At 64.1% G+C, this 20064-nt stretch carries 19 protein-coding genes; 14 read left to right on the top strand and 5 right to left on the bottom strand.

The genetic code is table 11. The features are described 5' to 3' along the window. Positions 1–108 precede the first annotated feature (108 nt). The gene (locus ACNUDN_RS30120) at positions 109–681 is read right to left on the bottom strand and encodes a DUF6431 domain-containing protein (RefSeq protein ID WP_419124378.1); all 573 of its coding nucleotides are present in this window, start codon (positions 679–681) and stop codon (positions 109–111) included. Positions 682–1041: 360 nt separating this feature from the next. Between ACNUDN_RS30120 and ACNUDN_RS30115 the strand changes: the two genes are divergently transcribed. From ACNUDN_RS30115 to ACNUDN_RS30105, 3 genes are all read left to right on the top strand, one after another. Then, complete coding sequence (locus ACNUDN_RS30115) at positions 1042–1383, top strand: hypothetical protein (RefSeq protein ID WP_419125489.1); 342 nt, start codon at positions 1042–1044, stop codon at positions 1381–1383. An 822-nt stretch (positions 1384–2205) separates the two neighbouring features. Then, a complete protein-coding gene (locus ACNUDN_RS30110) occupies positions 2206–3057 on the top strand; it encodes an MPT63 family protein (RefSeq protein ID WP_419125488.1) in 852 nt (283 codons plus the stop codon). A 76-nt stretch (positions 3058–3133) separates the two neighbouring features. After that, positions 3134–3379 carry a hypothetical protein gene (locus tag ACNUDN_RS30105; RefSeq protein ID WP_419125487.1) on the top strand — a complete coding sequence of 82 codons (246 nt, stop codon included), beginning with the start codon at positions 3134–3136 and terminating at the stop codon, positions 3377–3379. 156 nt (positions 3380–3535) lie between these two features. Here the strand turns inward: ACNUDN_RS30105 and ACNUDN_RS30100 are convergent, their stop codons facing one another. Beyond that, positions 3536–3784, bottom strand: coding sequence for a hypothetical protein (locus ACNUDN_RS30100; RefSeq protein WP_419125486.1), 249 nt, complete (start codon positions 3782–3784; stop codon positions 3536–3538). 808 nt (positions 3785–4592) lie between these two features. Between ACNUDN_RS30100 and ACNUDN_RS30095 the strand changes: the two genes are divergently transcribed. From ACNUDN_RS30095 to mycP, 9 genes are all read left to right on the top strand, one after another. Next, entirely contained in the window at positions 4593–5339 is a 747-nt protein-coding gene (locus ACNUDN_RS30095; protein WP_419125485.1) for a hypothetical protein, read from the top strand. 626 nt (positions 5340–5965) lie between these two features. Further along, positions 5966–6280: a hypothetical protein gene (locus ACNUDN_RS30090; protein WP_419125484.1), complete on the top strand. Its 315-nt coding sequence runs from the start codon at positions 5966–5968 to the stop codon at positions 6278–6280. Positions 6281–6349: 69 nt separating this feature from the next. After that, positions 6350–6631 carry a hypothetical protein gene (locus ACNUDN_RS30085; RefSeq protein ID WP_419125483.1) on the top strand — a complete coding sequence of 94 codons (282 nt, stop codon included), beginning with the start codon at positions 6350–6352 and terminating at the stop codon, positions 6629–6631. 51 nt (positions 6632–6682) lie between these two features. Then, positions 6683–9298, top strand: coding sequence for an ATP-binding protein (locus ACNUDN_RS30080; protein ID WP_431961377.1), 2616 nt, complete (start codon positions 6683–6685; stop codon positions 9296–9298). Between the two features lie 10 nt (positions 9299–9308). Beyond that, the gene (locus ACNUDN_RS30075) at positions 9309–11399 is read left to right on the top strand and encodes a hypothetical protein (protein WP_419125481.1); all 2091 of its coding nucleotides are present in this window, start codon (positions 9309–9311) and stop codon (positions 11397–11399) included. Positions 11400–11477: 78 nt separating this feature from the next. Continuing rightward, entirely contained in the window at positions 11478–12698 is a 1221-nt protein-coding gene (locus tag ACNUDN_RS30070) for a CpaE/TadZ family protein (protein WP_419125480.1), read from the top strand. 17 nt (positions 12699–12715) lie between these two features. Continuing rightward, on the top strand, positions 12716–13198 hold the full coding sequence (locus ACNUDN_RS30065) for a hypothetical protein (protein WP_419125479.1): 483 nt from the start codon (positions 12716–12718) through the stop codon (positions 13196–13198). After that, on the top strand, positions 13198–14676 hold the full coding sequence (gene eccD, locus ACNUDN_RS30060; RefSeq protein WP_419125478.1) for a type VII secretion integral membrane protein EccD: 1479 nt from the start codon (positions 13198–13200) through the stop codon (positions 14674–14676). The genes ACNUDN_RS30065 and eccD overlap by 1 nt, the downstream gene beginning before the upstream one ends. Before the next feature lie 177 nt (positions 14677–14853). Next, positions 14854–16113 (top strand): type VII secretion-associated serine protease mycosin, encoded by a 1260-nt coding sequence (mycP, locus tag ACNUDN_RS30055; protein WP_419125477.1) that lies wholly within the window; start codon positions 14854–14856, stop codon positions 16111–16113. Positions 16114–16507: 394 nt separating this feature from the next. On the opposite strand, the gene ACNUDN_RS30050 is transcribed toward mycP, so the two are convergent. Beyond that, entirely contained in the window at positions 16508–16657 is a 150-nt protein-coding gene (locus ACNUDN_RS30050) for a hypothetical protein (protein WP_419125476.1), read from the bottom strand. Between the two features lie 10 nt (positions 16658–16667). Here ACNUDN_RS30050 and ACNUDN_RS30045 point away from each other — a divergent pair, with 10 nt between their 5' ends. Together ACNUDN_RS30045 and ACNUDN_RS30040 are read left to right on the top strand one after the other, a co-directional pair. Further along, positions 16668–17675, top strand: a complete 1008-nt coding sequence (locus ACNUDN_RS30045) for a type VII secretion protein EccE (protein WP_419125475.1) — start codon at positions 16668–16670, stop codon at positions 17673–17675. 162 nt (positions 17676–17837) lie between these two features. Then, complete coding sequence (locus ACNUDN_RS30040) at positions 17838–18710, top strand: hypothetical protein (protein WP_419125474.1); 873 nt, start codon at positions 17838–17840, stop codon at positions 18708–18710. A 1-nt stretch (position 18711) separates the two neighbouring features. Here the strand turns inward: ACNUDN_RS30040 and ACNUDN_RS30035 are convergent, their stop codons facing one another. Together ACNUDN_RS30035 and ACNUDN_RS30030 are read right to left on the bottom strand one after the other, a co-directional pair. Further along, positions 18712–19080 (bottom strand): hypothetical protein, encoded by a 369-nt coding sequence (locus ACNUDN_RS30035; RefSeq protein ID WP_419125473.1) that lies wholly within the window; start codon positions 19078–19080, stop codon positions 18712–18714. Beyond that, positions 19077–19973 carry a hypothetical protein gene (locus ACNUDN_RS30030; RefSeq protein WP_419125472.1) on the bottom strand — a complete coding sequence of 299 codons (897 nt, stop codon included), beginning with the start codon at positions 19971–19973 and terminating at the stop codon, positions 19077–19079. Before ACNUDN_RS30030 ends, ACNUDN_RS30035 begins: the two co-directional genes overlap by 4 nt. Between the last annotated feature and the right edge of the window lie 91 nt (positions 19974–20064).

Here is a 20064-nt window from a genome sequence, read left to right as displayed (position 1 = left end):
CAGTGGCTCGTCACCGGTGGTGACGAGAAACGGCCCGAGGGGCGCCGGGCATCGGTGGATTACCGCCGCCGGTCGGGGCGCGGACAGCGGGGTCGTGACGTGGCTGGTTCAGCGGGGCGGTGCCAGGAGCCTGCCGCGGGTGTAGATGCCGATCAGTGTCCATGGCGACTCCGGGAAGCCGAACCGGTGGCGGTCCCAGTACGCGGCCGCGCACAGCGCCAGCAGGGCGTTACGAACGCCGTCAGCGCTGAACGCCAGCCCGCTGTACGCCTTGCGGTTGACCATGATCAGCCGAGACACGCCTTGTTGCCACATCCAGCGCAGATGATGCGGGGTTGCCCGGGCCAGCCAGCGCCGCACCGTAGCAGCGGGGCGGTCCAGTAACTCTGCGATACGCCTGTATCCGATCCCATTCGCCTTGTGCGACAGGGCTTCTCCGATGACTGCCGTGGTGTCGGCGCGCCGCGCCGTGAACGCGGCTGGCAAGACGATATGGGTGTTGTGACAGTCGGTGCAGCGCACCCGGCGCGGGCGCACCGTGACCGTGGTGCGCCCGTGGGAGCGGATCGTGCGCGTTCGGCCGTATCCCCACCGGATCAGCCGGCCGCGACACTGGGAGCAGATCATCGTGTCGGCGTCGAGGTACTCCTCGGCCAGCTCCGCGGTGCGGGCAACGATCACAGCATAGCCGGGTTGTCGTCATCGATCACCAGGGTTGCCTACCACACCGATCGGCGGGAGTGCTCAATTCGTGTTGGTCTCAACCGGTCTCGCCCGGCCGCCGTCACTGTCGTTGACGACCACCAGGTCGCCGTCACCGTGTCGCCCACCACGACCCCGGCCAACAGCTTCGAGCAGCGGCGGCCACGTTCGTCGTCGCGCTGACGGTGCCGATGAACCCCGCAAGACCAACCCCCGGTCGTCACCGCCGATGACGAATCCAATCCCCGTGGTCGTCATGAGCAGAGACGGTCAACAGACGCCAAACGACAGCACGCAATCGCAACCAGAATCGCCGACCTCGACGTCGAGCACCTAGTCGTGGTGCGCTCCGAGGCCACCATCACTGACCATCCCGAGCGGCAGCGCCGACTGTGCATGGAACGCCTACTGCCTGAACTGGTCGCCATGGGCGTCGAACAAGCGATCATCGAATCGCGCGGCCGCAAAGACGACAAAAAAGACCACCAGACTCTCGACAACCTGCGCCGAAAGCATGCGCTCGGCGGCCGGCTACACCTTGACCACGTCGGCGGCCCTGCCGAGCCGATACTCTGGGTCGCGGATTCATGCTGCGGGGCTGTCACCCAGCTCCGCTGTGGCGCCCCCGGAAATTACGCACTGATCCAATCCAGAGTGACTATGCTCGAAATCCAGCCCTGAAAAAACGCGGAACCCCAGGCCCTGTCTTCCGGCAGGAACTCCTGGGGTCCACTTCTGATGACACCGCAATGCACCAGCTCAATCGCCACTATAGCGCGGCAACCGTTGATGATGCCAAGAAGTGTCCAGGAGGTCGCCCCGGCCATCGCCGCCACTGGTCGGATCCTCGGGCCAGTCGTGAATCCGATCGGTCGGGCAGCCGGCGGCGATGGCGGCGTTGCGCAAGATGAGGTGAAGCACCACTTTCTCGCCGGTGCAGCGGGGGATGGGTGCCCCGATGGCGAGGGTGCCTGCGGCCGCGGCGAGTTGATAGCGCCACAATCGGCTTTGTGCAAACGTCTGGGGAGGCAGGGACGCCAGGACCGCCGCGCAGCGAGGCGCGCCTACGATTGGCGGTAACGAATCTGGCTGGGGAAGGAGCGCGTTTGCTGTCGGCTTCGTCGAGCGTTGGTGATCTTGAGCGGCGCGGAGGCAGGTGGGTGCTGGTTGCTCCGAGACAATGCGCGCAGGGCCACCGGCTTGGTGGCAGCCAGGTGCTCGTTGGCACGACGGCGTGCTTGTGCGGGGTTCGGCACACTACGTGGGCGTGCCAGCAGTGCGGTGATGTGACCTACGGGCCGGCGCGTGGGCGGTCGTGTGTTCCGACGGCGGGCGTCGAGGGGCGCTGAGGCCACCCGACCTGCAGCGGTCAATTGATGGCGGCGTGTCGTAACCGTGGCGGTGTGGGTCCGGTGATGATGATGCCGCCGAGTGGACAGCGCTCGGCGGCAGGCGGAGGCCGTCTGTGGGCAGGAGTTGGCTGCGAGCGAAAGTTGAATTGTGATGACGCCCTTCGGGAAAGTTTTGGTCGCGCTGGCTGGCGGCGCTGTTGTCGGCGTGGCGGTGGCCCCGGTCGCTAGTGCTGAGGATTCGACGATTCATCACTTCGGTAGTGCCGCAGAGATTGTCAACGGCAGCGTTGTTCAGGAGTGGACGATCAGTGGTCTCAGGCCGAGCGAGGACGCCATTCCGCATCGGGTGGTCGGCACGCTGTGGGAGGCGGCTGCGACGGATACTGCGGTGCAGGGTTCGGTGGTCCCGATGGTGCCGAACTTCAACGCCCGGGCGCGCAATGGGCAGACCTATCGCGTGTTGTGGGGTGCCGCGACGCCGGAGGGTGTGAATCCGTCGGTTCTGGGGCAGGGTGAAAAGGCCACGGGCAAGGTGTATTTCGATGTGACCGGTGAAGCGCCGGAGAGCGTGGTGTACAGCGCAGGTGGTACCGATCTCGCGGTGTGGGTTCAGCCGCCGCCGGCGCCGGCGCGGTCGGCGCCGAGTTCCGGTGTGTCCGCGGGGTCGGGCGCGGGATCGTCTGGCGCGGCTGAAGATGCCAGTGCCGAGTCGGCTGAGGCCGGGGACGAGAACGAGTCGGCCGTCGACGGGGTAGGCGCTGAGGTGTCGGTGCCGGGCGGTAGCCAGGGCACTCCCCTCGACGACGAGGCAAGCCGGGGCGCGTCTGTGCCGCTGAGTGACAGCGAAGCGGAGTCGACGCCGGAGGTGGCTGCGGACACGACTCGTGTCGGTACGCAGAGCGCGGCTCATGGTTCGGGTGCGCCGGCAGGGCCGAGCCAGGGAACTCCACTGCCTACCGCCAACCACGGCACCTCTGTGGCATCGGTGCAGCCCGGATCCTGAAACGAAGGTAATTACTTTGGAGCGCAGTGGAATTGCGGGAGCACGGTCGAGGGATGCGCGTGTTGCCCTGGTTGACGTGACGCGGCTGGTGGTGGAGAAAGACGGTGTGTATACCGAGTTCTGGGCCGACAGCTGGGACGTTCATGTTCAAGACGACGGGCGGACGTTGAAGCTGTTCTCTCGGGGCGACGGGGTGCAGGCGGCCAAGGTTGCAGCCGAAGTGTTCGGCGCCTCGGTGTCGGAGGTGAAGACGGTGGCATCCTCAGATCGCGGGATCGATGAGGCGCTGTTGCGGGTGCATCCTGTGCGGCCAACGAAGTAGCGTCGCGCTGCGCGTACGGCCGCCCGTATCCGAGTGACTGGTGGTCAGCGAGTTGTTGTGGGCGTGTCGCGCGCCGCGAACATATCTGCGGCAAAGCCTGCCTGCAGGCACTGTTGCGTCACGGTACGAAATGCGGGCTATGGGCCTGGGGGAGGCTTACGCCTTCGGTTTACGAGTCCGGCCGTGGTAGTCCGTGCAGTCCGGGCAGCGGCAGCCCGCTTTCCATGCGCTGTCGCGGCCGTGGTGCAAGTTCGGATTCCGGCCGGCCATCAGGGCAGCATTGGCGGCTCGGCCGAACGCGGGATCGCGGCGGCGCTTCTGGGAGAATGCCTGGGCGGTGACGCCGGCGTCATCGAGGGCTTGCCGGTAAGACGTTCCGTTGGCGAGGGCATCGAGGAGACTCATCTCGATGAGGTCCCAGCAGACTGGGTTTCCGAGCTGTCGGAGGTGCCGTGCTTCCGCGGCGTGGGCGTGAGTGCACCGGGGGCAGTCGCATCCGACTCGCCACCGTGAGGTCGTGCCGTGGGGGCTGAGGATTCCGCGGGATGGGGCAAGCGATCTGGCCTTGAGGATCTCGCGGGCGGTCCACGGTTTTGGTCCGAGGAGTCCGCGTCGCAGCCAGCCGCCGATGGTCGTCGCGCTGACGCCTGCGATGCGCGCGGCCGCGCGTTGCGTGGTGATTGTGACTTCTTGGGCGGGCGTGACGGATTTACTCGCGTGGGCTGTTCCCGTCGCCCGGATGGTCGAAGACACAAGCTAGACCTACCACGGGTGAGTGGGCCGAAAGCAAGTCGGCCGGGCGGATGAGCTTGCTCGATGCCCGGTTGTGGACCGTCGGGCAGTGACCTGTGCTGATTCGCGTGCGCGGTGGTAGGCGGCTCGATCACCCGGTGCGCTCGGTCAGGTTAGCTGTGGGTGGCCGCTTCTGGCGGCCGCGGCGATTCCTGAAGGTTCCGTTATGCGCGCAACGACTTGCGCCACGGATCGCGGGTACTGCGTCCTCATGGCTAATCGCGATGATCCCAGTGAAATTGGTCGCTGCCTGGTGTTTTAGACCGCCAGATTGGGTGCCGTGTCGCGGCCTATGACGCCACGAAGGTGGCTACACTTCCGACCACGACAGGCTCTACACGATTGACGACACCGGTCGCCATGGTCAGTGCGACGACGTTGCCGAATGTGCGGGCACGTACCTCAGGAAGGGGGCCGCGGCATGATCATTTACGTGCGGGCCGATGCGAATTCGCCGCTGGCACACGTGGCTCTGGGCGAGTCGTTGAGCAGGGTTGTGGAGATGCACCTCAAAGGGTTCTTGCCGTATGACTCCACGGTGTGGATCAATAGTGATCTTCCCGAGTTGGGGATGTGGGTGTTGGCAGAGAAGTCGACGCACGTGCGGATGCATCGAAGTGTGTATCCGGGGTGGTTTCGGCTGACCCGTGTGGCTGCGAAGTATGCGCGTACTTCGGCGTTGTCGGTGACCTCGCCGGAGGCGACGTATTACATCGGTAACGTTCCCGGGTTTGATGAGGTGCATTCGACGATCGTGCTTTCCCACCCGGATCCAGATGCCACGGTTGGGATCGTCGCGAACTCGAATCACATTGCGGGGCACGGTGGTACGTACACGTTCGATCCGTTCACTGTGGTGGATCTCAACCACTACACGGCCCCGGAGCACGCGACGAGGAATCCGGTGCAGCAGGCGCATGCGATGATCAACGGTGTCGCGTTGCTGACGTATGGATACTCCGATGACCGCAAACAGTTCGTTTCCGACAACATCGACAAGTACGCGATCACGTTCACTGAGGAACACATTGCGTTCTTCCGGGAACTGCGGAATCGGTCCGAGCAGTACGCGCAAACCCAGGCGCACGAGATCTTGAAGAAGATCGTCGCTGCTACGCAGGGGGCGGTGGAAGAGTCGCTGGGGATCGTGGAGGACGCGGTCGGATGAACGTCCGGATCGACGCTTGGGCAGGAAGTTTCGTGTGCGCGGAGCGCGGGGGAGCAGTCGGGCGGGATGCGACTAGTTCGCCGGACAGCTGGTGCCGATGCGCCGTGCCAGCCTGATGGTTCATGGCGGACTGGAGCGCACGGAGTGGGTTCTTTGAGGGTGGTTTTCCGCCGGTATCGAGCGGTCTGAGCAGCGAGTCGATCGGTGGGGCAAGTCGTATGCGCGGCTGATTGAAGGCGCCTGTTCCCGCGCCGCCGGCAACCCATGACGCGGGTAGATTTCGCAGTCATGGTCGGCCGCGTAGCGAAAGTTGTTGTCGGTGCGGGGGAGTGCTTCGTGCCAGTGCCTGGGGTGGCGGTTGTTGCGTCTTCTGTGGTGCGGATCGTTGCGGAACAATGTGTGTGGCCGGCGTAGTGGGAGCCCGGTTGAACTGGTCTTTGGCGTATACGGGGTGCTCGCTGATGGCGGTTTCGTGGCGCGCGTCGTTGTGGCCCTGTGGGCGCATAGGTGCGGAGGCAGTCGTCAAGTGGTGGGGGTGTGTCGCAACTACGAAGTCGTTGCGGCGGTGATGATCAGTGCAGTGCGCCGGGCATGCCGGTTTCGGGACTGCGGGATGGAGATTGCTGATGGGTCTAGAAATGTTGGTCGTCGATGCGGCGGTGACCCAGTTCGTTGCCGCGCGTATCAACGATGGGACGTCGAGCAACGTCATCGGGAACCTCGTTGCTGTGGCGGCGTCGGTTCTTGCGACCTGTGTGATGGGCCTGGCTATGTGGTACTCGTTCGATTCCTTCCGAGAGAAGAAGGGCAAGTTCAAGCAGGCAATGCCAGAGATTCTGGGAATTATGGCGTGCGGCTCGGTCTTGGGCTTGTTGTGCTTGAAGATCCCGAATGTTTTTGGGTTCTCGAACACATTCCTGTCGGATTTTCTCCCCTTCTAATCGACGCTGCGGAGGAGTTCAGCTGTGCGAGCGCGGATTTGGAACGGGACACACACGTTCACCGTTGAGTTGGTTCTGCTCGGTGTGCGTTTTGGCAGCGTGAGCCTGTCGGTTCTGGGGGCAGGTGTGACATCGGCTGTCGTTGTCGGGTTGCTCGTGCCCGGGGCTATCGGGGCGATCACGGCGGCCTGCATCGCGGTGGTGTCGCTGATGGTCACCATGTGGGTGGCGTTTTGGCTGCATGCAGTAGACCGGCATCACACACTGTCGGAGCCCCTGATCGTCAGGTCGCTCATCACCGGTGCGCGGAACCGGACGTGGACGAATCTCGATACGACTGTGGAGGATTGACTTCTCGTGGCTGACTACCCAACGCGGATCGTTCGGCGAACTGAGAACGTGGTGTACACCGACGATGGCGGCGTATATCTCAACTACCTGCTGTTGGGGCCGATGTTCAGCCCCTACGACCTGACGATGCAAACGGCGTGCCAGCAGCTCAACGCTGATCTGTTCGCAGATATTGCTGCGCTGGATCCGCCGGAATTCACGCTGGGTGGGTTCAAGACCCGCACATCGGCGCAGTGCGTCATGAATCGCATTGTCGATGGCGAAGGGCTCAGGAATTACGGGGCTGCCGAGTATGCGGAGTTGCGGCGCCACCTGGAGGTGTTCCGGCGCGACATGGAGCAGTCCGGTGACGCTGAGATTGACCGGGTGTTCTGGTTGACGGTTCGGATGCGGACCGCAGTGAGCTTCTTCGATCGTCTGGCGTCGCGGTTCTTCGAGTCCAACCCTCATGAGCACGTCAAAGACCGGGAGGTGTTGGAGTTTCGAGCGGCGGTGGAAGCGGCGATCCCGGCGGCGATGATGCCGTGGCGCACTGTGCCTAGTGACCTGACGTGGGTGTACGAACGGAACCGGCTGCGTGGTATCGACGTGCCGGTGTTCGATCTTCCGACGGATCCTTCTCTTGATCGGCAGCCGTACGCGGGGTACGTCACCGGGGGCCGTTCCTTTGAGCCGATGATCGTTGACGACGCTGCTGATAGCCGGGCGCTGTATGCACAGTTTCTCGCCGATATGAGGGCGGTGCTGCCCAAGGACGAGTTCGAGGACCGGGTCAAGCAGTACAAGCGATCGTTCAGGACAAACTTCAAGACATTGAGGGCTGGGGGTGCGTTGGCTGTGATGCCGCCGGCGGCACGTCAGCCAGAGGCACCCGATGGCACGGTGTCGTATCAGCAGGTGCTCGCGTTCACGCAGTTCCCGCGGAAGCTGACCCCGACAGTGAACGGCCTTACCGAGATCGTCAACGAACTCGGCGGCGCAGACGGCGATTTCATGATCCACGTGCAGCCCGCGCCCGAAGATACTGACGTCGAGAACTTGGAGGAACGACTCGACGAAATCAATGTCTACGACATCGCGAACTCGCGAACCGAGATCCGCGCGAGCCTGTATCAGGCGCAACGCGAGGAACTGGCGTCCTATGTCTCCAACGCCTTGCATGACGAGCAAGACCCGTGTGGCTTGCGCGTCACGGTGTTGGTCGCGTTCGGATCCGCAGACCTCAACGACCTCAACGACAAAGTTTCCGCCACCGCCAAAGAGGCCAGAGCGCGTGGTTTCGTCGTCCGGACGGTGCCTGGGGCGCAGCTGACGCTGTTCAAATCGATGTTCCCGTGCACACCGCAGACCGCGACGATCCGTTCGCTGCAGAAGCCGACCACTGCGTTCAGGTTGGCCGGCTTCATGCCGGTGCGGCGGATCGCTGCCGGCGATGGCATGGGACCACCAATCTTCCGCACCGACGAGAACGCGCTGCGCAAGTTCGTTCATCTTGATGTGCTTACTGGGACCACGCGGGGCAACGCGTCGATGATGTTCTCCGGCGCCCAGGGCTCCAGTAAGTCCCACACCGGCAAGCTGATCCTGTCGTGGCTCAACGACTTCAAGATCCCGGCGTTCATCCTTGACCCCCAAGGCGAATGGGCCGTCGCCGTCACCGCCTACGACTCGTATCAGATCGTCGACTTTCTGCGGGGCAATACCTACTGTGATCCGCTCCTGGTGTTCGCCGAGGACCCCGATACCGCGGCGCGTGCATTCATTGAGTGGTTCTCGCTGCTGTTCTCAGTGCGGCCTGGCACCACGGCTTCCTCGGAGCTGACGCGGATCGCGCAAGGCAGCTATCGCCGCGACTTCGGGCTCCGGACGTCGCGGGATGTGTTGACCCACATCGTTCAGGGAAGCAAGTTTGAGTGGAAGGACCTGCAGCCGCTGGCGCGGGAAGCGCTGAACACGCCGATGCTGCGGTGCATGATTCCGACCGCCGATGACTTGGCCGCGGGCCGGGTGTTCAGTCCCGAGGCGCGCAACATCGTGTTCATGGTGCGCGGCCTGCGGTTGCCGCGGCCGGGGAAGGCGCGAGCGGATTTCGACATCGAAGAGCGGTACACGTACATGGTGAACACTGCCGTCGCCCGGATCACGAAGTACTTCTTCGACCAGATGCCGGGGCCGGCGAGGTTCTTTGCCGATGAGCTGGCCTCCTACGACGACCAGGATGTGTTGTCGGATCTGATCGCGACTCCCGATCAGGAGGGCCGAAAGTTCAACAAGGCGGTCTACGCGTTCTCGCAGCTCACCGAGGAGCTGAGCAAGCGGCACTACCGCCGGATCAACACCAAACTGGTCTACCGTCAGGAAACTGCAGTCAACGCTACCGCGGCATTCGAATGGGCTGACTATCCGGTCACCGATCGGCTACTTGAGCGGCTGCTGGCCGACACATCACCTCTGGATCCGGACCCGAACCGCAAGCGCAAGCCGATCCGGGGCCGAGAAGGCGAGGGGTACTTCTCCACGAGAGGGATGAAGCTGCGGATCAAGTCGCTCAACGAAGTGATCGCGGTCAGAGCGCAGAAAGCCGACACCGACTCGGCTCGCATGCAACGCTACGACGCGGCAGACGCGAACGCTGCGAACCTCAAAACGCCTGCAGGGCAGCGATAGAGGGCGCGTCGTGTTCTTCGACTTCCAAGACTCCGATGGCACACCGTTGTCGCGGTACCGGGTGTTCTACGCCGAGCTGCTGAGTTTCAAAGTCGTGCGCTCAGCCACCAACGCCACGGTGATGGTCGTGTACAACCAGGCCGACACCTGGTTGGCCAGTGCTGCGCTCGGGGTTCTGTCCCTGATGTCGTCGACGAACACGGTGCTCACTGCTCTCGGTGACGTCTACCGAAGTGTGTTCGGACGGCTCTTCGAGATCGTTCCGCCTGCCGCGGTGATGTCGTTGGCGCTGATGATCTACGTGGTGTGGTCAATGATCGACCGGCGCAGAAATATTCGCGACCTCGGGCAGGACCGCAACCGGATCGCGGTTGCGGTGGTGGTGGCGGTGGCGTTCTCGTGGCTACTGCGCAACCCGTTCTACCTGATGGACCAGGCGCTGACTTCGATCCCAAATTTGGTCGTCGACTTCGTGGGCGAGGGCTCGACTGGGTCCGGCCACACCGATGGCTCCCGGGCCGGGGTGGCCGGCTACCTCATGGACTCGGTGGTCCGTCCAGTGACGCAATCCCTGATGTACGGGCGGCTCTTGGACGGCGAGTGTGTCCACGAGTTCTCTCGTGCGATGAGCCGGGGAAATGCGCCGGCGTGTGCGCCCGCGCTCGCGGAGGCACCCTCCGGTGCCCTGGCAGCCGCTATCACGCTGGGTGTCTTCTTCTTCGTGCTGCTGATGTACGGGCTGGCCCTGTTCGCGATGTACCTCTACCACGCGACGATGGCCGCCTGGTCGTGGGTGTCGCTGCTGTACTACCTGGGCAAGTCGCTGTTCGATGCGAAAGCCATCACGGTCCCGGGCCGCAAGGTGATGGTGGCGGCCGGGCACACGGGCGCGGCAGCGGTGGTGAACATATTCGCGATCGTCGGGCCCGCGTTGGTGATCGCCATCGTCAACGAACTCACCGATGGTGATCCGACGTTCTCGGTGATTCTCTACACCGTCTTTATCGTGTTGCTGTTCTTCGTGTCGCGGCAGGCCGTCGGTGGGCTACTGCGCAAGACGGGCGCCGTGCACGGCAACCAAGGATCGGTGATCAATCGTGTGGTGGCGCCTCGGGCCATGTTCGGTAGCGAAGCCTATGCGCGGCAACGCGAGACAGCAGCCAACGTCGCAGGCCTCACATCTCGGGTAGCGGCAGCAGCGTCGATGTTCCCCGGCGCGGCGGTCCTGGCGGCCGGTGCGGCGGCCGTGGAGACCCGGCTGCGCGGTGGCAGCGCACACGCAGAAGGAGAGGCATCGGCGGTGCCCAGGTTGAGTGAACAAGACCGCGAAACAGTCGATGGCGCGATCGACGTGATCGCCGTAGGCACAGCCCGACAGCAGACCACCCACACCGTCACGTGGCCGCCGGCTCCAAAGCCAGCCGCGCCCTCAGCCGGTCGCACTGAGGTGATCGCTGCGGACTCAGGTCCGCCGGAAGCGGGACCAGCCAGCGAGGCCAGCCAACAACTCGACGACCAGAGGCGACCAGACGCCGAGGCGGGCAAGCAAACGCCGGCACCTGCCGCCAGCGTGGACGTCTCCAGTCCGGTCGTGTTCGGAGGGCTGGGCCCGCACCGATTGGAACCTACGTCCGCTGAGGGCCCACAGGCACCGGCGGCCGAGCAGCGTGGGGTTTCCCGCGACGGCCAGGTGCTCACCGAAACCGCGGACGACAACGCTCGGCGAGTGCGGGAACGAAGTGCGGCCGCATTCGGCGCGCTCGGTGCGGGATCTGGGGACGCGGCCGAGGGCGAGGCCGCAGCGGATGAGGTGATCGCACCGATGGTGCGTTCCTACAGTCCTTCGCCGTCGCGGGTGCGTGAATCCGGTGTCACCTCGGAGTCGGGTGTCGTGCGTACGGGGCGGGCTGCCGCGCGTGACGCGGCGGTGGCGGCTGCGAAACGGGACCGCGCGCGGTATGTGCTCGCGGCCAGTGGGAACAACACTGTCCCGGTCGCGGCTGATGATGATCCTGGTTTGCGGGTGTTCATGTACAACAACGGAACTCGCAATGTCGTTGATCCAGCTGAGGGCGAGTATGTGATGGGTTCACGGATATAAGCGTTGCGGCGTGTCCGCCCATGGGGGTGCGGGACACGGGAGGATGCATTCCGAGTCGAAATTCGTTAGGAGAGGGTCATGTCCGACAAGGTTGACTATCGGGCGCTGTATCGGACGTCCCAGAACCCGCCGTCGAATCAGCCGCCGCCTCAACAGCCACCAGGGCCTCAGCAGCCGGTTCCTGCGCGGCAAGCGCCGCCACTGCGGCAGTCCGCCGAGGGCAGTGTTGGGGGACAGCGGTGGGGCTCGCCCGAACTGGGTGGTTCTGGCCCGTCGGCGCCGCAGCCGGTTGGCCCAGGGCGGCACCGCAACGGAGCGGCGTTCGCCCAGCGCAATGGCGCGGATTTGTCCTGGGATGCCGATTCGGAGGTGACCTCCTCGCGTGGCCTGGAGTTCGGGGTTGCGCGGCGTCCACAGGCCACCACCGGCGCCCGTGGCAGGATCAACCGGCTTCTGGGTACCAGGTTGCCTCCGACGGCGGCTGAGGAAGCATACGAGGCGGAGCGCCGCTCCATTCAGGCGCCGGTGCCGACGATCAAGTATGTGGGAGTGCTGCACGCCAAGGGCGGCGTGGGGTCATCGTCTGTACTGCAGATGGTGGGCAACACGCTGACCGATCAGCGGCGTGAACCGGTGTATGCGATCGACGCCGACTACGGGGGAAGCCTGCTTCGGCGGACGCTGGATGCATCGGGGACGAACTCACCGAAGTCGACGCGGACACTGCACCGCTGGAACCCGGCCAGCGGCGAGCACTTCGGGTCGATGTTCACCCGAACACCGCAGGGCCTCATGGTCATTGGAAATCCGAACGACACTGACGACGAGAGAATGACGCCGAGTGAGTTCGTCGAGGTTCTCAACAAGTTCCCCAAGGAAGGTCCGCTGCGGCTGATCGACATGCCGCACCGCGACACCACGCTGTTCGAGCCGCTGTTGGCCGGACTGCACAGCATCGTGCTGGTGACGACCCCTGAACGAGACTCGGTGGAACTCTCGCAGAGCCTCATCAATGCGATCCGGGGGCCGATGCGGCGTCCCGACTTGGTGGCCTCAATGGTGGTTGTGGTCAATCACCGCAGTCCTGCTGATCCGTTGATCGACGAGAAGAAGCTAGAGCCGCTCTTCGAGCGCGGTGATGATCGCGGCGCGGCAGCCGGACTCAAGCGCGTTCTGTACACCCGCTACGACGAGCACCTGGCCGAAGGCGGTCCCGTGGACTACACGCTCGTCGACAAGGACACCCGCAAGCGGTACGTCACGATCGCTGCGGCCACCGTTGCCCGCCTGACCGTATAGAGGATTGGACGACCAGAATGACTGATACCGAATTGGATAACGCTGCAGAGATCGGCGAACGGGCTGGGAGCGAGGCAGGTACGCCGGCACCGACGAGTGTCGAAGAGGCCTCTGACTACCTCGCTCGGATCTCGGCGGAGCTCAACGAACGTAAGCAGGCCGCGCACGAGGCCGCGCAACGCTTCGCGGGAGTGGAGCATGAAGTGCAGACCGAGATCGATGACGTGACCCGCCGTGCCCTTACCGAGGTCCGCGACGTGCAGCGGCGCGTGGACGCTGAGATCAGCGAAGCGCAAGCACGTCTGACCGAACGTGTGGAAGCAGCGAGTAGAGATCTGTTTGCCGCCGGGGCGCGATACGGCGAAGCCATCGACAAGGTGGTCGCCTCAGGGTTGGTGTCCCGCAAATTGCTTGCTGCGATGGGATTCTCGACACCGCGTAGCAAGCAGAAGCTCAAGCCGGTGGTTTCGAAGATCAAGCCTGCGGATCTGGACGACTGATGGCAGCCGCGGAGAAAGACAAGGTTCTGGTCAGCGTCGACGCGGGCGATATCGTTGTCGATGTCTCGCTGCCGCTGAATCGGCCAGTGAAGTCGCTGGCCTACTCGGTTGCCGACTACTTCGTCAACAAAAAAGGGTATGCGCTGCCGTTCTTGGCGCAGCCCACTGCGGAACTGATGCTGACACCGGAGATCGGCAGGCCATTCCCTCCCGATGCGACGTTGGCGAGCATGAAGGTCCTCGATGGCGACAGCCTGGTCTTGACCTCGACCGACCGTAACGAGTACTACCCGGAGTTCACGTCGAACCCGGCCGGCGCCGTCGCCTCGACACAGGAAAAGTTCTTCTCGCGGTGGACCAGCGAGTCCGCACAGCGGTTCTATGGCGTCGCCTCACCGTTGGTCGCTGCGGTGGCAGCGAGCGTGGGGATGGTCGGCGTGCTGTACGGCGAGAAGGACTACCTGCGTTGGCCTCTCGTCGGCGCAGCAGGGGCAATGCTGATTCTGGCGGTGTTCATCATGGCCGCGCTGAAGAACCTGTCCCGCGGCAACGTGGTGTCGATCCTGTTGTCTTACTCGATAACCGCGTACGTGTGTGCGTTCACCGTCGGTGTCCTGATTGTTCCCGGCGCGCCGGGTCGGTGGCACATTGCCTCAGGGGCGGTCTGCGTGATCCTGGCCGCGTTGTTGCTGGCCGGAGCGATCCGCGATCCACTGTGGCTGCACTATGGGGTGGGGGTGCCCGCCGCTGTGGTGACGGTTGTGGTGCTGGTGAACCTGCTATGGACCGAGAGCGGCAACATCGTCGCGTCGGAGATCATGTTGTTGGCCGCGGTGTCGGTGTACTTCTGCGATAAGACTGCGATGTCGGGAGCGCGGGTCAAGTTGCCGGGTATGCCGGCGCCGGGGGAGCGTCTACGGCTCACACGGGCTATGGACGTGGTGGAAATGGCTCGCTCTGCATCGTCGGGACAAAGCCTTACCAGTGAGGTCAACCAGGAAGCTCGCGCGATCACCATGCACAACCTGATGGTTGCGGTGGCCGGTGGCTCTTCGATCTTGGTGGCATTCTCGGGGTTCGCGTCGATCGTGCTCGTTGACAGCGGTCACATGTGGCTGCAGATCGCCTACGTTGCGACGGTCACGGTGCTGCTGTATCTGTTCGGCACTTGGGCTGTCGACCAGGGTCTGCGCACGACTGTGATGTCTGCGGGGCTGATGTCCTGGTTTGCCTGCGTCGTTGGGTTGCTGCTGTCGGAACACACCACTGCGATCATGATGGGCGGTGCGTTGGCCGCCACGGCGGCGCTGATGTTCATCTACGGTGCGCGCACCTGGCGGCAGGCGCCCGAGATGTCGGAGACAGTGCGTCGCAAGCTGTTGCTGTTCGAAGCTGCGCTCTATATTCCGCCGATCGTGCTGCTCTATTTCCTCGTTGACGGATACACGCGGATCCGGCAACTCAACATCGGGGCGTGAGGGCGGGCTGGGGCAGTGAATCGATCGGTGCGTGCAGTGCGTGCGGCGGCCTGTGCGGTTGCGGTGTTGCTCGTCGCGGCGCCGGCGGCTGTGTTGAGCCCTGCGCTGGGGCACGCCGCGCCAGCTCACCCCGGGGTCTGGGAACCTTCGGATCCAGTGCCGGCGGACGGTCCGCCGATGTCGGCGGTGGACGGCAAACCCGTTCCGATGCGCCAGACCGTGACCTGCGCGACGTCCGCTGTGTTGCCGGACTCGCAGTTCTCCACGATTCCGGCGATGAGCAAAGGGGTTTTCGATGTGCATGAACTGCACAAGTACGCCACGGGTGCTGGAATCCGTGTCGGGGTGATCGACTCTGGAGTCAACCCGAACATACGGTTGCCGCGTTTGCAGCCTGGCGGTGACTACATCGGAGACAGCGACGGAACTTTTGACTGCGACCACCATGGAACGCTGGTGGCGGGCTTGATAGCCGGGGCGCCGTCAGACACGGACTCGTTCGTGGGGGTCGCACCTGACGCTGAGATCGTGACTGTGCGCCAGACCTCGGGTGCGTACCGCAAAGCAAACTACTACGATCCGGAGCCTTCATCATTGGATCTGCTCGCCAAAGCAATTGTGCACCTGGCGAATATGGACGTGCAGGTCATCAACATGTCGATAACGGCGTGTGTTCCGGCCGGAACGCAGATTGAGGAGATGGCCGCTCTGCGGGGGGCCATGCGCTACGCGGCCGTCGAGAAAGATGTAGTGCTCGTGACACCCGCGGGCAATGTTGGGTCCGAGGACTGCGAACAGAACCCACGGCCGGACCTGCCTGATTCTGGTGGCGGTTGGGACTCGCTGGCCACCTGGTCCATCCCGTCGATCGTCGAAGACTTCGTGCTTAGCGTGGGCGGATCGACGCTGGAGGGCGACCAGTACGTCAACACGCTGTGGGGCCCCTGGGTTGACGTCACAGCCCCGGCGATCAACATCATCTCGCTCGACCCTGAAGGCCGGGAGAAAGGCGGGCTGGTGAACGCCGAGCTCACAAGGGACGGCACCAACCCACTGTCGGGGACGTCGTTCGCTTCGGCGCTCGTTGCGGGCCTGGCCGCGTTGATACGGCAGGCTGATCCGTCGTTGAGCGCCCGGCAAGTCAGCGAGATCATCGTCAACTCGACGCGTCGTACCGCCAGCACGATGGATCCTGTCTTCGGCAGTGGCCACGTCGACGCGGTACGTGCATTGACGGGGGTTGTGGAGGCCGGCGCGCAGCGCGCCAGGGCCGTGCCGGATTCTTTTGCCGCGCCTGAACCGGTCATACCGGTGGCGGCGGATAAGGCGAAAGTGGTCGGGTTGTCCATGCTCGGTGTCGGGCTGTTGGTGGCGCTGTGTATGGGGCTTTACGGGTACTTGCGTGCGGGTTTGCGTGGCGATGAGGGGGATCGGTGATGTACGGAAGTCTGCTCGGGATTCGTTGGAAGGCCCAAAGTCTCGCTATCTGTGCGGTCATCCTGTTGGTTCCGGTGATGTCGTTGGGGCACGTTTCCAAGGTGCCGTTTCTGATCATTGCGACTGTCGCGGTTTGTGCGGCTCTGTCGGTGGTGGTGACCTACCGCGGAGCCACCTTGTGGCAGTGGAACCGGATTCGGCGCGATGGCAGCACAGCGATTGTGTTTGGCCAGTATGGGTCGCACAAAGGTGCTGGGTGGGTGTGGGATGGCGCGGCGATGCGTGTATGGGTGGACGTGTCGCCGGGACAGAGCTTTGCGTTGACCACTGTCTCGTCGGCGGGCACCATCTCCGGTGCGTCGATTGACATGGAGCGGTTGGCCAAGAAGATGCGTCAGCGCGACATCGTATGCGAATCGATCAGGGTGGTCACACACGGATATCGCACTGCGCTGCCGATTGGGCACGCGGCCTCGGCCGCGGTCAGCGACGCGATCGGGCCGGTGCCGGTGCACACCGGTGGGCGCACCTTCGCAGTGGTCACCGTCTCCACCATGGGAGCGCTCTCGGCGGTCCGGGCGCGAACGAAGGACGGCGGGATCCCGGCTGTGGCATGGGAAGCCGCGTCGCGGGTGCGCGTGGAGCTCGAAGCCCAAGGATTCACCGCGAAGCTGTTGTCAGAAAAGGGGTTGCGGGCCCTTGGCAGAGAGCAGGTCAAGCAGGTTGCGCCCGCTCTGGAGCGGATCCACTCGACTCACCTGGGCGATGCGTCTACGCCCAAGGTGTTCAGCGTGGTTGCTCAGGGTGCTTCGTGGTCGGCGCGATCGCAGCATCTGGCCCGGCAGATTCCCGCGCACCGGATCTATGAGAATCTGGCTGTTGTCCGGGAAGGCAACGGATTGTTGCGAGCGGGCTACACGGCAAGCTATGTCGCACAGTCGGATCGCATTGCGCGTTCGCTCAAGGGCGCCGGTCTGCGCGCGGCCCGGGGTCAGCAGGTGGGTGTCCTTGCTCAGACCATGCCGCCCGCCGCTGTTCCTGCACCTGCGATTCCCCTGTACTCGGTAGCGGGTGAGGACATGCCCGCGGCGCGGCCCGGCGGTGCTGGTATGTACCTGGGGTCTTCAGCGGAGCTTGGTCGTTGTTTTCTGCGGGTGGATCCTGGTAGCGGGAAGGTGCTGTGGTTGGTGGGATCGCATTTGATGGCCCAGCACATGGTGTTACGGATGAGTCTGGTTGCGGCCAATATCAGTGTCGACTTCGGCCGTCGCGATGATCCAGCGGGTGCTTGGGAAGAGTTCGTGGAACGGGTCAACTCCCCACTGCTGAGCATCGGCGGTGCAAGTGGTGCGGGCATCGTGGTGTGTCCTGGCTCGGAAGCCGATCGTGTGGCGGCGACCGGGGCGACGGCGATCGCTTGTGCGCAGCATTTCGGTGTTGCGCCGGAGTTTTCGGTCGTGGAGAGCAGGGGAAGTTTGGTGGCGACAACCGGTCACGATCAGGTCAAGGTGCCTTGGTCGATCACCGCGGATGAACGCCGCTTCGTTCACGTCGGCTCCTAGGTCGGGCGTGTTGGTCAGTGGCGCATCGCGGCCGAAGGCAGAGAGGGGTGAGAGACGTTGGGCAACAGGGCCATAGGTGAGGAGAACGATGGCGAGCGGGCACCGCTGCCACCGGTCGTGCCGACTGGCGACCCTCACGGTGATGGGCTGCACAGTCTGCCGGTGAGCAAGCACGCGTTCTTCGCTGAGCTCTACGCTCCTACGACACAACGAACCGACGCTGGCCCGCAGGCCCCGGCGGTCTCCGAAATTGTGGCGGTGCCTGAGCAGAGCGTCGAGTCGGTGGCTGAACCGCTGTGGCAGGATCGGCGCGATGACTGGGTGAGCGCTTCGGAGGCGTCGCATCGAGACCAGCATGGATCGGAGGGCGTGCTGGCGTCAGGGCAAGGGGCCTTGGGTGATCCGTCGATCTCTTTGGCGTTGAGTGGCATCCCGCCTACGAGGGCGGGGCGCAAGATGGTGGTGCCGGCGCTCATCGCTGTGGTCGCAATCGCGGTGGCGGGCGTGTTTGCCAGTGTTGTTCTCGGCGCGAAAGATGATGCGGGCCAGTCTGATCAGATGGATGGCGGGCAGATGCACTCGCCAGCGAGCGCGGCTGCGGTGCAGGGGCGAGACGCCGACGAGCTGCGGTCGCTCATCCCGGATGGATTCCCTGAAGGCTCGTGTCTGACCGTCGCACCGGGGGCTGCCGGCGTGCTGGCGCAGATCGAGTGTGGACGTTATCGCGGGGTCGGTGGCCCGGATCGGGCGGTGTATCAGCGGGCCGACGACAGCGCGAGGCTGGCCGAGCTGCTGCAGTCAGCGCAGGATGCCTCCATCGTGCGCGTATGTCCAGGGCGCATCCAGTCACCCGGGCCTTGGCGGCGCGGAGGTGCGCCCCAGCAGGTCGGTGGCATCGTCTTCTGTGCCCAGCGAGCCAGCCAGTCGGTGATGGGGTGGACAGACGACGAGCAGAAAGTGTTCGCCCTGATCAGTTCTGGTCGCGGCGGCAGTAGCCCCGAGCAGCTGTACCGATGGTGGTCGGCGCACTCCTGAGCTATTGGCGCGGTGGCCGCGGATGGCGGCTGAGGTACTCGTTGAAGGCTTCGGTGTACAGCGCTTGGCACGTGCTCGTGTGTGTTCGCCGCCGCGCCGTGGCCGCAGCTGTGAGGTCGCCGGCCAGGCGGTGAGTGCGGGTCGCCAAACGTAGTAGGGCACCAGAGTGCAGCCCGTCAGGGGTAGGGGAGGGGCGCTCGGCTGGTACGCGCAGTGCAGTGGTGAGCGCGCGCAGGAACTGCTCTGGGCCGGTGAGCGCGACGTGGGTGTTCCAGAGGATGGCTGCCGCTGCTGCTGAGCGCCCGAGCAGGTCGGCGGCATGGGCCTGGGTGGTCGAACGTGGTGGCGCGAGCAGGAACTGAGTGTTCATCCGGTGGCGCCTTCCGTGGGGGCGGGGAACGGTGTTTGTTGCGCTTTGCGGGCCTGTGCGATGGCGTTGCGTAAGCCCGATGTCGTGTAGCCCAGCTCCACTGCGAGCCGCGACACCGAAACCCTGCGCTGCTTGATGGTGTCGTCGACATCGAGCCACAGTTGGTTGGCGAACGCGCGCGTGCGTTTGTCTGCGCGGCTGTGCTCTAGGCACATGGACGTGTACTGCTCGACGCGACTCTTGAGCTCACGGAGGTGTTCTTCGCCAACTGTTTTGCGGAACTCGAACTCGCGGTCACGATCGCGTGCATGGATGCCCTGCCTGGTGGTGATCAGCGTGATCGGTGCGCTGGGAAGCTGGTCGGCGTAGGTGGTGACAAGGTCGAGGTCGAGGGTCGTGCGGCCGATGTCGCGGCGTATGAGTGACACTGAGCACCCGAATGCCTGCGCGATCAGGCGGACGGCCCAGCGTTTTTCCCATAGTGCACGGGCGAGCTCGGGGCGGTGTGAGGTCTGTGCAATCGCTTTGTGCACGGCTTCGGGGAACGCAGCGTTCTTAACCGGGCGTACGGTGGCGTGGGAGTCTGTAATCCCTTCGGGGATATAGGTTATTTGCAGCGCGGGGATGCGTTCGACAGTGTCATTGCCGTCTGTTGCGTCGGTGTCTGCGGTGCGGATGAAGTCGACTTCAAGCTTGCCGTACAGCGAGGGAAACACTTCTCCGACCAAGATTGCCGAGCGCAGTGCATAGACCTCTTGGTCTGTGGGGTGCTTCACGAGAGGATGGTGGGCCAGTGTGGTTGGAATGGTCAACACGAAAGGTTCTCCGGGCAGCAGATGAGATGCTAGATCCACTTGGGACACTGCGGTTTTAATCGCGTCGATCCTGATCATCGCGGGGCCTCCGGTCTGCACTGCTTCACGAGGAGCCTACACAACAACTAGGCGGGCACGTACAGCTGGAATGTCGTCCGTTCAGGGCCGT

It is taken from the genome of Mycobacterium sp. smrl_JER01, assembly GCF_048513595.2.
Taxonomy (GTDB): domain Bacteria; phylum Actinomycetota; class Actinomycetes; order Mycobacteriales; family Mycobacteriaceae; genus Mycobacterium.
This window is presented reverse-complemented; position numbering and strand designations above follow the sequence as displayed.

Bases quoted from the DNA above. Each gene is read 5' to 3' on its own strand.
- ACNUDN_RS30110 (WP_419125488.1), top strand. From the start codon at position 2,206: ATGACGCCCTTCGGGAAAGTTTTGGTCGCGCTGGCTGGCGGCGCTGTT.
- ACNUDN_RS30100 (WP_419125486.1), bottom strand. From the start codon at position 3,784: ATGAGTCTCCTCGATGCCCTCGCCAACGGAACGTCTTACCGGCAAGCC.
- ACNUDN_RS30095 (WP_419125485.1), top strand. From the start codon at position 4,593: ATGATCATTTACGTGCGGGCCGATGCGAATTCGCCGCTGGCACACGTG.
- ACNUDN_RS30090 (WP_419125484.1), top strand. From the start codon at position 5,966: ATGGGTCTAGAAATGTTGGTCGTCGATGCGGCGGTGACCCAGTTCGTT.
- ACNUDN_RS30070 (WP_419125480.1), top strand. From the start codon at position 11,478: ATGTCCGACAAGGTTGACTATCGGGCGCTGTATCGGACGTCCCAGAAC.
- ACNUDN_RS30065 (WP_419125479.1), top strand. From the start codon at position 12,716: ATGACTGATACCGAATTGGATAACGCTGCAGAGATCGGCGAACGGGCT.
- eccD (WP_419125478.1), top strand. From the start codon at position 13,198: ATGGCAGCCGCGGAGAAAGACAAGGTTCTGGTCAGCGTCGACGCGGGC.
- mycP (WP_419125477.1), top strand. From the start codon at position 14,854: ATGTCGGCGGTGGACGGCAAACCCGTTCCGATGCGCCAGACCGTGACC.
- ACNUDN_RS30045 (WP_419125475.1), top strand. From the start codon at position 16,668: ATGGGAGCGCTCTCGGCGGTCCGGGCGCGAACGAAGGACGGCGGGATC.
- ACNUDN_RS30035 (WP_419125473.1), bottom strand. From the start codon at position 19,080: ATGAACACTCAGTTCCTGCTCGCGCCACCACGTTCGACCACCCAGGCC.
- ACNUDN_RS30030 (WP_419125472.1), bottom strand. From the start codon at position 19,973: ATGATCAGGATCGACGCGATTAAAACCGCAGTGTCCCAAGTGGATCTA.